Genomic DNA, 12,686 nt, shown 5'->3' on the forward strand with positions numbered 1-12,686 from the left:
GCGTGTGATGCACAGGCGGTCTCGCCAGCGCATCGCACAATGCCTTTCTTGATCCGCCAAGGCGAAGTGTCAAGTGCTTATTTTTCTTGGCTTTTTCAGATTTCCACGGGCAGCGCGCGAGCGTCCCGCCGGCGCGTCGGCCCATCGCCCGGGAAGCCGCGTCGCGCCGGGTAAAACCGGCCGTACCCCGATGCCTTGCCCACCGCGCCGCGTCCGGGTGTCACCTATTTGCGACAGTTGCAGCCCAAAGCAAGATTCTGGCAAAATGATAAACCCGTTTACTAATTGATCGCACCGGGCCGGCCTGGCCGCCGCCCCGGCGCCCGCCCCGATATGCCGAAAATCGATTGGTCGTCCCGTTTCGGCACGCTGGTGCACGACGTCGCGCGCGTTCATTCGCGCCTGTTCGACCGGCGTGCCCGCGGCAACTTCGATCTCACGCGCGCTCAATGCCGCGTGCTGGTCATGTTGCATCGCTTTGGGGTCCAGACACAGGTCGAACTGGCCGAACGCATGGAGTTGACGCCGATGGCGCTGGTAAGACTGCTGGACCGGCTCAGGGAGAAGGGCCTTGTGCGACGCGAACGCGATCCGAACGACAAGCGCGCGCACCTGCTCTACTTGACGGACGCCTCGGAGGGGAAGATCGACATGATCGTCGCCTTCGCCAATGCGATCGAACGCGAAGCGCTGGCCGACCTCACACCCGCCGAGCGAGCCGAACTGTCGCGTTTGCTGAGCAAGGTGCTGACGAACCTGACGCGCGCCGAAGCCGAATGTCCGTCACCGGCGCGCCGTGGCGAGGAGACCGTCCCGGAGTAAGCCACCCGCGCGGGAGACAACGCGTGCGACCGCTCAACGCGTCGCACTGCCATCAAGACAAAACCACGATCCAGCAAAGGAATGACCGTGTCATCCCCCCAAACGGCTGACGATCCGGGCAAACATCGGGCGCTCGTCAGCGTATCTGTCATGCTCGCGACGGTGTTGCAAACCCTGGACAGCACCATCGCCAACGTGGCGCTGCCCCATATGCAGGGCAGCCTGTCCGCCTCGCAGGACTCCATTACCTGGGTATTGACGTCCTATATCGTGGCGGCCGCCATTGCCACGCCCCTCACCGGCACGCTCTGCGCACGCTTCGGACGCCGGCGCGTCTTCCTGTGGTCCGTCGCCGGTTTCACGATTGCCTCGGCCTTGTGCGGCATGGCGCATTCGCTCACGGAAATCGTGGCCGCCCGGCTGTTCCAGGGGATTTGCGGCGCGGCGCTCGTGCCGCTGTCGCAGGCGACCATGCTCGACATCAACCCGCCGCACAAGCACGGCTCGGCGATGGCGGTGTTTGGCATGGGGGTGATGGTGGGCCCGATTCTCGGCCCGTCGCTCGGTGGCTGGCTCACCGATAGCTACAACTGGCGCTGGGTGTTCTACATCAACCTGCCCATCGGCCTGATCGCATTCCTCGGCATTGCCGCCTATCTGAGAGAGCCGCTCGAGCAGAAGGCTGGGAAGTTCGACGTGCTGGGCTTCGTCACGCTCAGCCTGGCCATCGGCCTGCTGCAGTTGCTGCTCGACCGCGGGGAACAGCAGGATTGGCTGAACGCCACCGAGATCTGGCTGGAGATGCTCGGCGCCATCATCTGCTTTGCGTACTTCGTCGTCCATACATGGACGGCCGGCGCGCATTCATTCTTCGACCGCGCGTTGCTGCGTGACCGGAACTTCAACACGGGCATCGTCTACATTTTCGTCGTCGGCATCATTCTGTATGCCACGCGCGCCCTGCTCCCGCCCATGCTGCAAGGTCTGTTCGGCTACCCCGCCATCCTCACCGGGCTGGTGACGGCGCCCTCCGGAGCCGGCACCATGGCCGCCATGCTGATCGTCGGACGGCTGGTCGGCAAGGTCGACGTTCGCTACCTGCTGGGTTTCGGCTTCGCGTTGACCGCCTATTCGCTCTATCTGATGGCCGGCTACTCGCTCACGCTGCGTCCGTCGGATATCGTCTGGCCCGGGGTCATTCAGGGTTTTGGTCTCGGCTTCGTCTTCGTGCCGCTCACCACGGTCACGTTTGCCACGCTGCCCGGCACGCTACGCGCGGACGGCGCTGCGATCTACAGCCTGTCGCGCAACATCGGCAGCAGTATCGGCATCTCGGTCGTGCAGACGCTGCTCACCCAGAACACGCAAGTCAATCACGCGGTGCTCTCGGAGCACATCACGCGGTTCACACAAGGCATCGAAGCTTACGCACAGACGTACGGTGCCGCGGCGATGGCCGCGCTGAATGCGGAAGTCACGCGACAGGCCGCGATGATCGCCTACCTGGACGACTTCCGGCTGATGATGGCGCTCACGATCGCCGTCATGCCGCTGCTGCTCTTCATACGCGTGAAGAGGCGCGCCCCCGGCGAAGGCGACGAGATCGTGCACGTGGCGGCCGACTGACGCGGCGTCAACTCTCCTGGCGACGGCGCGCCGACAAGGCCCCCGCCGTCTGGATCACGAGGTCGGCGAAGCGCCGCTCGTCGCGCTCGGCATTCCAGCGCACGCGAGGCACGGCAATGTTGATCGCGCCGATGGCCCGCCCATCCTGGTTCACTACGGCCGCCGCCGTCGAAATGTCGCCCATGAAAAACTCGTCTTCGGTGTGCGCATACCCTTGCTTGCGAATGCGTGCCAGCCGCTCCTTGATCTTGCGCGGCTGCGCCACGGTGGCTGGCGTGAACTGCACGAGATTCGTGCGCGCGAGAAGGTCGTCGACCTCGGCATCGTCGAGCGTAGCCAGCATCGCCAGCCCCGGCGCCGTGCAATAGGCCGGCAGGCGCGAGCCAACGATGACGTTCGCATTGAACACACTGCGGCTCACGATACGCAGAACGAACACGATGTCCGTGTCCAGACGCACCGTCAAGTTCGTTGCCTCTTCGGTTTCGGCCGCCAGTTGCTGCAGATAGGGGGCGGCACGGCTGACCAGTTCGTTCGAGACGAGGTAGTGATATGTGAAGTCCAGCAGCTTCGGCGAGAGTTCATACTTCTTGCTCTGCGGGTCCTTGAGCAGATAGCCCAACGCCGAGAGCGTGAAGGTGAAGCGCTGCGCCGCGCTGATGTCCAGCCCCGTGGCCGCCGCGATTTCGGAGAGCGACAGATGACGCTTCGAACCGTCGAATGCCGTCAGCACTTTCATCGCCTTTTCGACGGATTGAACGTAGAGCGTGGAGTCGGTCGACGCAGCGACGGCGGCGGCCGCTTCGGGGGCGGTCGCCGTCTTGGCGCGAGTGCGGGGTGCTTTGGTGGTGGCCACGATATCGATGGAATGGGGCAGACAGAAGCGAATTATCTCATAAAAATAACACTCTATCTTATACCGATAACCTGGACATCGCCGTCATCGCCTGGGGGATGGCAACCGCCGCCCTGCCCGCTCCGGTGACTGGGTCGCAGCCATCTCCCACGCCTCGCCGGTATCGCGCGAGAGCAGATGCTTGCGGATGCGCTCCGACGGCGTCGTCTCGAAATGGGCGGTGGCGCGATAGTAACGTGGTCGCTGGTAGCTGGCGAGTTTGTCGGCGGCCCACTGCGCCAGCACCGTCCAGTCGAGCGTTTGAGCGTCGCGGAACTGTACGTAAAGCATCACGTCCTGCTCCCCGATGTCGCTCGACACACCGATGGCCGCGCAGGCCGCCACCGCCGGATGCCGTGCAAACACGCGTTCGATCTCCCACGCCGACACGTTCTCGCCGCGCACCCGCATACTGTCCGTACGCCGGCCAATGAAGACCAGACTGCCGTCGGCGCCGCGGCGTGCGCTGTCGCCCGTGAAGAGCTTGCCGTCGCGCAACGCCTTCGCGGTGGCCTCCGGATTATCGAGATACCCCGGCAGGAAGACACCTTCCACGTCGCTCGATAACACGATCTCACCGGGCTCGCCGTCGGGCACGGGCTGCCCCGCGTCGTCGAGCAGTTCCAGCGTCAGCCACGGCAAGGCGTGACCGATGGAGCCCGGCATGTCCGCTTCGTTGAGGGTGGCAAAGCTCGAGCACTCCGTCATCCCGTAGCATTCGCGCAATGCACACTGCAGACGCTCGCGCGTGGCTTGCCAGGCGCTCGCCGACACGCCCGCGCCCCACGCCACGCGCAACGAGTTCTGTGCCGGCTGGGCATCCCGCGGCAGTTGCATGAGGATGTCGAGGATGCCACCGAGATAGTGAAGATGCGTGGCCTGCGCGGCCGCGCATTGCTGCCAGAAGCGGCTGGCGGAGAATCGCTCCACCACATGCATCTCGAGATCGGCGAGAAACGGCAGCAACAACATCTGGGCACCGCCAATATGGCACAGCGGCTCCCACAGGAACAGCCGGTCGTTGTCGTGCGCGTCCGCCACGCGCAGCGCCGCCTCGCTGGCAATCCGCATCATGCGGTGCGTAAACAACACCCCCTTGGGCGCGCCGGTCGTGCCTGAGGTGTAGATGATGCACAGCACCGACGCCGGCGTGAGGTCGGCCGCCGTCGGCAAGGTTCCGGTGTACGCGCAGGCCTGTGTCATGACCTCCGAGAGCCAGTGACGCACGACGCGCGCGCCGTGGTGCCCCGGCTGCTGCGCCGCGAGGGCGACGCCGGCGTCGAGCACGTCAGCGAAGGCGGGCTCAGCAATGAGCAGCTTCGGCTTGGCGTGGCCGAGCAGGTATTCGATACCGTCGCCCTTCAGGCGCGTATTGACGGGCACCCACACCAGACCGGAAAGCATGAGCGCGTAGATCAACGCCACTTGCGCCGCACTGTTACCCAGCATGACCGCCACCCGGTCGCCGGGCACGAGCCCCTGCGCGGCGAACCAGCCCTGCATGGCGCCCACGCGTGCGGCCATCCCGGCCCGGTCGATGGCCTCGCCCTCGAACACGACGACCGGCCTGGCCGACGTGCCGTGAAGCCCTGCCATCAGCAGCGGCACCACGTCGAGCCGGTCGCCCTCGGCCCGCTGGGGAAAGTACTTCGTATAAGGATGCATGGAAGACATCGACTGCGCATTTACCGGCGCAGCTCGGGCAATATTGGACATGGACATACGGAATCCTGCGCAGATCAATAGCGCTTGCGTTTGAAGATCGAAGACAACCAGACGATGAACACCATCAGGAATACCAGCGAGGTCGCGACGGCAGCCAGCGTCGGCGTGACGGCCAACTGGATGTCATCCCACATCTGCTTGGGCAACGTGGTGTTGATACCGCCGGACACGAAGATGGCGATCGTCAGGTCGTCGAACGACACGATGAAGGCGAACAGGAATGCCGATCCCAGGCTCGCCGCCAGCAGCGGCAGCAGCACAGTGCGCACCCGCGTGAAGGCCGACGCGCCGAGCATCTTGGCGGCATCGTCGAGCCGCCAGTCAAAGCGTTTGAAGCTCGCCGACAGCGTGACCACCACATAGGGAATCGCGAGCACCGTGTGACCGATGACCAGCCCCGCATTGGTGCCCGCCAGTCCCCATCGTGCAAACAGGTACAGCAAGCCCACGGCGATCACGATGCGCGGCACGATCAGTGGCGCGATGAACATGGCGAACAGCGGCTTGCGCCAGCGCGACGGCAACCGCACGAGCGCCAGGCTGGCGCCGAAGCCGAGGACGAGGGCAAGCGCCGCCGTGGCGAATCCCACGCCTAGCGAGCGCAGCAGCGCCGCCTGCCACACACTCGATTCGATGAACGACACGAACCATTTCAGCGTAAAAAGTTGCGGCGGGAACGCCACGAACGACTGCTTGGTGAAGGCCAGCGGCACCACGAATGCAATCGGCAGCACCAGGGCGAACACCACGGCGCCGGTGTAAGCCTTGAGACCGAAGCCGCCCGCCGCCCGCGAGCGTCCGCCGGCGAGCGACAACTTGCCCGCGAGCCGCCCCACGGCGATGAGCATCGGCAACGTTCGCCCGCCCGTGCCGGCACGACGCTCGGGCGCTTCGCCCGCAAGCGACGACAACCCCACGACGCGGTCGTACACGAAGAACACGATCATCGAGCACAGCAGCAGCACGGTCGAGAGCGCGCCGGCAAAGCGCAGGTCGAACAGGTCCAGCACCGACGAGATGACGAGTTGCGCCACCATCGATTCGCGCGGCGAGCCGAGCAGTGCGGGCACGATGAAGAAGCCCAGGCTCGTGATGAAGACCAGCAATCCGGCAGCCGCCGCCCCCGCGCCAGACAGGGGCAGGAAGATGGTGAAGAAGCCCGTCGCCCGGTCGGCTCCGAGGGTCTGGGCCGCCTGCACCAATTGCATGTTGATGCCCCGCATGATCGGCAGCATCGTCATGACGGCGAGCGGCAGCATCGCGTGCACCATGCCGATCAGCACACCGGTGAGCGACGGCGCGAGCGTGCCCGCACTGTCGATCAGCCCAAGATGCGCGGCCACGACCGTCAGCAGACCGGTCTTCGAGAGCAACAGCATCCACGCATATGTCTTGACGAGATAGCTGGTCCAGAATGGCAGCACGATCCACAGCAGCCAGCGCTCGCGCGAGCGCGCCGACAGACGCGCGAGCAGGTACGCCACCGGATAGCCAAGCAGCACCGAGAGTCCGGCGGTAAGAAACGCGATCCAGAACGTCGAGGCCAGCACTTTGACGTACACGGCCGTGTGCGTCATGCGGGCAAACTGGGCGACGGAGAGCACCCCGTCGGCGTCGTAGAGGCCGCCCTGCAGAATCTCGACGACCGGCACGATGAAGAACACGGCAAGAAACAGCAACGCGGGCAAGGCTGGCAACCACCGGGCCAACTGCCGCGGCCAGGCAATACGAGGCCCCGCCTGAGGTAGGCGTTGAACAAGCCACATGACAAAGACTCCTGAAGCAGATGACGAGGGCGTTGAGGGGATACGCTTAACGCGTGAGCAACGTCGCGCGGCTGTGATCCCACGCCAGCCCGACGCGTTCACCGACGCGCGGGGTCAGTTCTCGCGGGCAGCGCACGGTGAAGTCTGTCCCCTGCGTCCCTTCGTTGCCCTGCCCCAGCGAGACAACGGCGCGCGTGTCCGACCCCACGAAGATGACCTGGCGGATCGTGCCGGCGAGCGCACCGTCTTCGGGCGACGTCAGACGTGCCGCCTCCGGACGCACCAGCAGGCTGGCCGCCCCCGCCGCAGGCAAGTCCGGACTCGGGCCGATGAGCACCAGACGCTCGCCCGGACCGTCGCCCAGGCGCAGCGCGACACGGCCGTCGGCCATGCGCTCGACCACGCCGTCGAGCAAATTGGAATGGCCGAGAAAATCGGCCGCGAAGCGCGTTGCCGGGCGGTCGTACAACTGCGCGGGCGTGCCGATCTGCTCGATGCGCGCCTGGTTCATCAAGCAAATGCGGTCGGACAGCGTGAGCGCCTCATCCTGATCGTGCGTGACGTAGATGAACGTCGCCCCCAGCGCCTGGTGCAGACGCCGGATTTCCATTTGCATGTGCTCGCGCAACTTCTTGTCGAGTGCGCCGAGCGGTTCGTCGAGCAGGATGATCGAGGGGCGGAACGCGAAGCAGCGGGCCAGCGCAATGCGTTGCTGCTGCCCACCCGACAACTCCGACGGCAGTCGCTGGGCGAACGATTGCATCTTGACCATGGCGAGCGCGGCATCGACGGCCGGCGCCAGCTCGGCACGCGGCAGCTTGCGCATGCGCAGGCCGTACGCCACGTTGTCCCAGACCGTCATGTGCGGAAAGAGCGCGTAGCTCTGGAACACCATCCCGATGCCGCGCTTGCCCGGGGCCTCGTGTGTGGCATCGCGCCCGTCGATGAGCAGTTGCCCGGCACTCGGCTCGACCAGCCCCGAAATCATCTGCAACAGCGTGGTCTTGCCCGAGCCGGACGGCCCGAGCAAGGTGAGAAATTCTCCCGCCGCGACCCGCAGGTCGGTCGGCAGGAGCGCGGGGGTCTCGCGATACGTCTTGGCAAGCCCGATGGTTTCCAGTTTGGTGCTCATAGTCGTCTCATCCTGCTTCGCGGTTCCTGACGGCTTACGACAACAGCCATGCGTTGAAACGCTCGGTAGCCTTCGTGCGGTTCTCGGCCCACCATTGCGGGCTCGGCAAACGCATGCCCTTCAAATTGGCCGGGGCCGTCGGCATCAGCGGGGCGCGGTCCTTCGGTATCGCGTCGAACGCCTTGAGGTTCGTCGGTCCGTACGCGAGATCCTGGGTAATCAATGCCTGACGCGCCGGGTCGCCGCAGAACCGTACGAACTGCCGTGCGAATTCGGCGCGCGGCGTGCCCTTCGGAATGCCCCACCCTTCGATGGAATACAGCCCCTGGTTCCAGACGATCTTCACCGGCGCCTTGTTGTCGATGGCCGCCTGCGCGCGGCCGTTCCACGTCGACATCATGTCGACGTCGCCGCTCTGGATCGCTTGCATGGCCTGCGCGCCCGACGTCCACCAGAGATCGATGTGCGGCTTGATCTTGTCGAGCGACCGGAAAGCGCGGTCGAGATCGAGCGGGTAGAGCTTGTCGATGGACACGCCATCGGCCATGAGCGCCTGCTCGAGCGTGTCGAGCGGGCTGCGGCGCAACGAGCGGCGTCCCGGGAAGCGCTTCACATCCCAGAAGTCCGCCCACGTCTGTGGCGCGTCCTTCGGGAACTTGTCGGTGCGGTAGGCCAGCACGGTCGAGTACACGTCGACCCCCAGCCAATCGGGCGTCACCGCCTCGGGCATGATGCCGGGGAAGTCGGCCACCTTCATGCCGATAGGCTCGAGAAAGCCCTTCGACTCCAGGTACGGAATGTCGGCCGAGAGCGTGAGCGTTGTCACATCCCACACGAAGTTCTTCGTCTGCACCATCGCGGCGAACTGTGCCACCGGCTGGGAATCGCGCGCCACGCTCACCACCTTGATGCCGGTGGCTTTCTCGAACGGATCGTAGAATGCGCGACGATAGGCGGTCGTGTACGGCCCCCCCGGATCGGAGACGATCAACTGGCGAGCTTGCGCATACACCGTGCGTGAGCCGGCCAGCGGCAAGGCGCCGGCGAGTGCCGCGGTGCCGGCCATTTGCAGGAGGCGGCGGCGGGACGGGTTTTGCGGGTCGTGCGAGTGTGACATGGGAAACTCCGCTAGCGTGTGGACAGACGTGGTGCGCATGTCCTGTCAGGGGTGCCGCCCGACAACGCGGTGCCGGGCGGCACCAGGTCATTGGACGGCAACGGGAAACGCTCAGGCTTTCGCCGCCTCGGCCTTGGCCGCACGCTTGGCAAAGAACGCCGCCATCATGCGCGCCGGCTCGCCCGACTCGTACGATTCGCGTTGAATGCGCATGCCGGCGGCGATGGCGTCCTGGAACGTACCCTCGGTCATCTCGCGAAAACGCTGCTTGTCCAGGCGCATGGCCACTGGTGGCTTCTCGGCCAGCTCGGCGGCAATCTCCATCGCCTTCTCGAACACCTTGTCTTCCGGCACGAGGTGATGAATCAAGCCGAGACGGTGGCACTCGTCGGCCTCCATCAGGCGGCCTGTGAGGGTGAGTTCGATGGTGCGCGACAGGCCCAGCATATGATTCATGATCCACGGGCCGGTCGTGCTGGCGATGCCGGCATTGATCTCCGGCTGCCCCATGCGCACGCCGGGATGTCCGACACGAATGTCACCAAGCAGCGACACCTGGAAGGCCGAACCGGCTGCCGTGCCGTTCAGCGCCATGACGAGCGGCTTCTTCAAGCTGCGAATCACGTCGTAGTAATGCTCCCAGCCTTTGATCCACTCGATGGCCGTGTCACCGTCGAAGTGCTTCGCTTCGGCCAGATCCTGCCCGGCCGAGAAGGCACGCCCCGCCCCGGTCATGATCACGGCGGCCACGCTCTCGTCGGCATTGAACCGCTCGAGCGCATCGATGATCAGTTCGCGCATGGCGATGGTCCAGGCGTTGAGCGCCTGCGGGCGGTTCAACGTAATCACCGCGACGCGGCCGACCTGCGTGAAGAGAACTTCCTGCTCCGATTGCTTTGCTGTCTCGCTCATTTGAACTCCAAGGGCACCGACGCGTGACATCACGCGTGCATTGAGATGACGATCATGCGATTCACGCATTTTTCGCTAAACAGTTATCTCAGTGCAATAACTGTTATCTGAGTGAAATATAGTGATTTCAAAAACATGACGCAAGTCGAATCGCTTCGGGGTTTACCTCAGGCGGTTGCACCTCGTGAGTGGGCGGGCAATAAAAAACGGGCAGTCCGAGAGGACTGCCCGTCTTGTCTGCACCTTTGTTGGCGTCGCGGCGCCGACGCCGTGTCACTGGCTCAGCGAGGCTCCTTTTGCTTGCGCATGCGGCGAATGGCCTGCAATTGCGCCACGGCTTCCGTCAGTTCCGCCTGCGCCTTGGCATAATCGATATTGCTCGCGTGGGTTTCGAGCAGTGCCCTGGCCTCTTCGCGGGCACGCTGGGCGCGGGCTTCGTCGAGGCTCTCTGCGCGGATGGCGGTGTCGGCCAGAATCGTCACCCGATTCGGCTGGATCTCGACAAAGCCTCCCGCGATATAGAGAAACGTATCGGTGCCGTCGCTTGCTTCGATTCTCACCGTGCCGGGGCGCACGCCCGTGAGCAGCGGCGTATGCCCGGGGAGCACGCCCAATTCGCCCGACGTGCCCGGCACCGCGACGAAACGTGCCTCGCCCGAAAATATCGCTCGTTCGGTGCTCACCACGTCGATCTTGAGTAATGCCATGCCTTTCACTTCTCCCTGCGACGCCGTACGCATCGCCTTAATCGATTCGCTTTTCGTGTTGCACTGCGTGCACTTCGCACAAAACGGAGCGAGGCAACCCCGCCCCTTGCCAATCGCCTCGCCCGTGCGCGGCGCCGCCGCCGCCAACTCGCCGGCCATCGTCACAACGCCTGCCGGATCGGCGGCGTCGGTTCGATGTGATCGTGTGTCTCACGCTCGCCCGAATACTGTACCCGCTCGACACCCGGTTGCGGCGGGCATGACACTCGCGCGCTGCCGCCGTGTTCGATCCGCGCGAATTACAGCCAACCCAGCCAGCGCCAGTACGTCGCACCGAAGAGCAGCAACAGCGCATACCCGATGACGGTGATCACAACACCAACTCTCGCGAACTGTTTCGCCGTAAAGGTATCGGTGCCCAGGCACACCATGTTCTGGGGGGCGTTGATCGGCAAGATGAAGCCGAAACTCACCGTGAAGCCGAGCAGCATGGTCATACCCAGCCGATTGAAGTCACCCGGCAAGGTTTGCAGCACCGAAATCAGGATGGGCAGCATGGCCGAGGTCAGCGCCGTGGCGCTGGCGAAACCGAGGTGAATCAGCACGAGGAAAGCCGCCAGGATCGCAAAGACCCACAGCGTCGGCAGGGAATCGAGGCCGGTCGCGGCCACGACGTGATTGCCCAGCCATTGCCCGGCTTGCGTGCTCAGCAGCGCCGTGCCGAGACTGATCCCCACGCCGAACACGATCACCGTGCCCCAGGGAATGCGCGACTGCACCTCCTTCCATGTCATCACGCCAACGCGCGGCAGCATCAGCACCACGAGGCCAACGTAGGTGACCGACGTGGTGTCGAAGCGATGCAACTTGCCTTCCGTCGCCCAGAACAGCAGCAGACCGATCGACACGGCGAGCAGCCGCTTCTGCGCGCTCGTCATCGGCCCCATTTCGCGCAGTTGTGCTTCCACGGCTTCCTTGCCGCCGGCAATGGCATCGGACTCGGGCGGCATCATCTTGAGCACCAGCACCACGAGAATCGCGGACATGACGACGGCCCACGGCACACCCGCCACCAGCCACTCCGCCCACGTAATGCGCGCGCCGAGCATCTTGTCCATGAAGCCCACGGTCAGCAGGTTCTGCGCGGCAGCCGTCTGAATGCCGACGTTCCAGATGCTCGTCGCCTGCGCCACGATAATCATGATGCCTGCGGCGATATTCGAGCGCTTGTCGACACCAAACGCGGCGATCACGCCCATCATGATGGGTACCACACAGGCGCTTCGCGCCGTGGCACTCGGCACCACCAGCGAGAGCAGTATGGTCACGGCGACGGCACCGATCATCACACGCCGCGTGCTGGTTCCGATCCTGGAGAGGGTGACGAGTGCAATGCGCCGGTCCAGTCCGGTCAGCGTCATCGCCGCCGCAATGAACAATGCTCCGGCCACCAAGGCGAGCGCCGAATTCGAGAAGCCGGCGAGCGCCATGCTGATGGCGCGCGATGTGCCGTACTCCACACCGGGATCCTGCACGGTCGGAGCGGTCCCCACGAGAAACGCCATCAACGACGTAATGATGATCGCGCTGGCTTCATACGACACCGCCTCGGTAATCCACACCACAACGGCGAAGGCGAGGATCGCCAGCATGCGATGCCCCGCGACCGGCAGGTCATCGGGCATGGGCATCAGGAGTACGGCGATCATCACGATCACGCCGGAGATCAATCCGAAGGGAATCGCTTTCTTCTGGGGACGATTTGGCATAGACACATCAGGCGTGCGCATACGGGGGCTCCGAAACGGAATGGCATGCCAGCCGTCGGCATGTCCTGAGGAAATGCCATAGATATACCGCGGGTTAATCCTAACCGTATTGATCTTGACGAAGCAAGCGCGAGAAAACGGCGTGCCACTGTGGCGATGCGCCCGAAAGGTTTGGCGCGCAGCACTTGCGCCGGCTCCGTGGACGGCACGCGACG

10 protein-coding genes are annotated in these 12,686 nt (G+C 64.5%); 2 read left to right on the plus strand and 8 right to left on the minus strand.

The window, feature by feature from the left end; genetic code table 11:
• Positions 1 to 333: 333 nt before the first annotated feature.
• Together PTE31013_RS17755 and PTE31013_RS17760 are read left to right on the plus strand one after the other, a co-directional pair.
• Entirely contained in the window at positions 334 to 822 is a 489-nt protein-coding gene (locus tag PTE31013_RS17755) for a MarR family winged helix-turn-helix transcriptional regulator (RefSeq protein ID WP_150614093.1), read from the plus strand.
• An 81-nt stretch (positions 823 to 903) separates the two neighbouring features.
• Positions 904 to 2,448 (plus strand): MDR family MFS transporter, encoded by a 1,545-nt coding sequence (locus PTE31013_RS17760; RefSeq protein ID WP_150614094.1) that lies wholly within the window; start codon positions 904 to 906, stop codon positions 2,446 to 2,448.
• A 7-nt stretch (positions 2,449 to 2,455) separates the two neighbouring features.
• Here the strand turns inward: PTE31013_RS17760 and PTE31013_RS17765 are convergent, their stop codons facing one another.
• From PTE31013_RS17765 to PTE31013_RS17800, 8 genes are all read right to left on the minus strand, one after another.
• A complete protein-coding gene (locus tag PTE31013_RS17765; protein ID WP_246174670.1) occupies positions 2,456 to 3,304 on the minus strand; it encodes an IclR family transcriptional regulator in 849 nt (282 codons plus the stop codon).
• An 84-nt stretch (positions 3,305 to 3,388) separates the two neighbouring features.
• Positions 3,389 to 5,008 carry an AMP-binding protein gene (locus tag PTE31013_RS17770; RefSeq protein WP_150614152.1) on the minus strand — a complete coding sequence of 540 codons (1,620 nt, stop codon included), beginning with the start codon at positions 5,006 to 5,008 and terminating at the stop codon, positions 3,389 to 3,391.
• A gap of 74 nt (positions 5,009 to 5,082) precedes the next feature.
• Positions 5,083 to 6,834, minus strand: a complete 1,752-nt coding sequence (locus PTE31013_RS17775; protein ID WP_150614095.1) for an ABC transporter permease subunit — start codon at positions 6,832 to 6,834, stop codon at positions 5,083 to 5,085.
• Between the two features lie 46 nt (positions 6,835 to 6,880).
• Positions 6,881 to 7,966: an ABC transporter ATP-binding protein gene (locus PTE31013_RS17780; protein ID WP_150614096.1), complete on the minus strand. Its 1,086-nt coding sequence runs from the start codon at positions 7,964 to 7,966 to the stop codon at positions 6,881 to 6,883.
• Between the two features lie 34 nt (positions 7,967 to 8,000).
• Positions 8,001 to 9,083, minus strand: coding sequence for an ABC transporter substrate-binding protein (locus PTE31013_RS17785; protein WP_150614097.1), 1,083 nt, complete (start codon positions 9,081 to 9,083; stop codon positions 8,001 to 8,003).
• A gap of 111 nt (positions 9,084 to 9,194) precedes the next feature.
• Positions 9,195 to 9,995 (minus strand): enoyl-CoA hydratase/isomerase family protein, encoded by an 801-nt coding sequence (locus PTE31013_RS17790; protein ID WP_150614098.1) that lies wholly within the window; start codon positions 9,993 to 9,995, stop codon positions 9,195 to 9,197.
• A 281-nt stretch (positions 9,996 to 10,276) separates the two neighbouring features.
• On the minus strand, positions 10,277 to 10,702 hold the full coding sequence (locus PTE31013_RS17795) for a F0F1 ATP synthase subunit epsilon (RefSeq protein WP_150614099.1): 426 nt from the start codon (positions 10,700 to 10,702) through the stop codon (positions 10,277 to 10,279).
• Positions 10,703 to 11,001: 299 nt separating this feature from the next.
• Positions 11,002 to 12,471 (minus strand): DASS family sodium-coupled anion symporter, encoded by a 1,470-nt coding sequence (locus PTE31013_RS17800; protein ID WP_246174671.1) that lies wholly within the window; start codon positions 12,469 to 12,471, stop codon positions 11,002 to 11,004.
• Positions 12,472 to 12,686 lie beyond the last annotated feature (215 nt).

Source organism: Pandoraea terrigena (assembly GCF_902459705.1).
Taxonomy (GTDB): domain Bacteria; phylum Pseudomonadota; class Gammaproteobacteria; order Burkholderiales; family Burkholderiaceae; genus Pandoraea; species Pandoraea terrigena.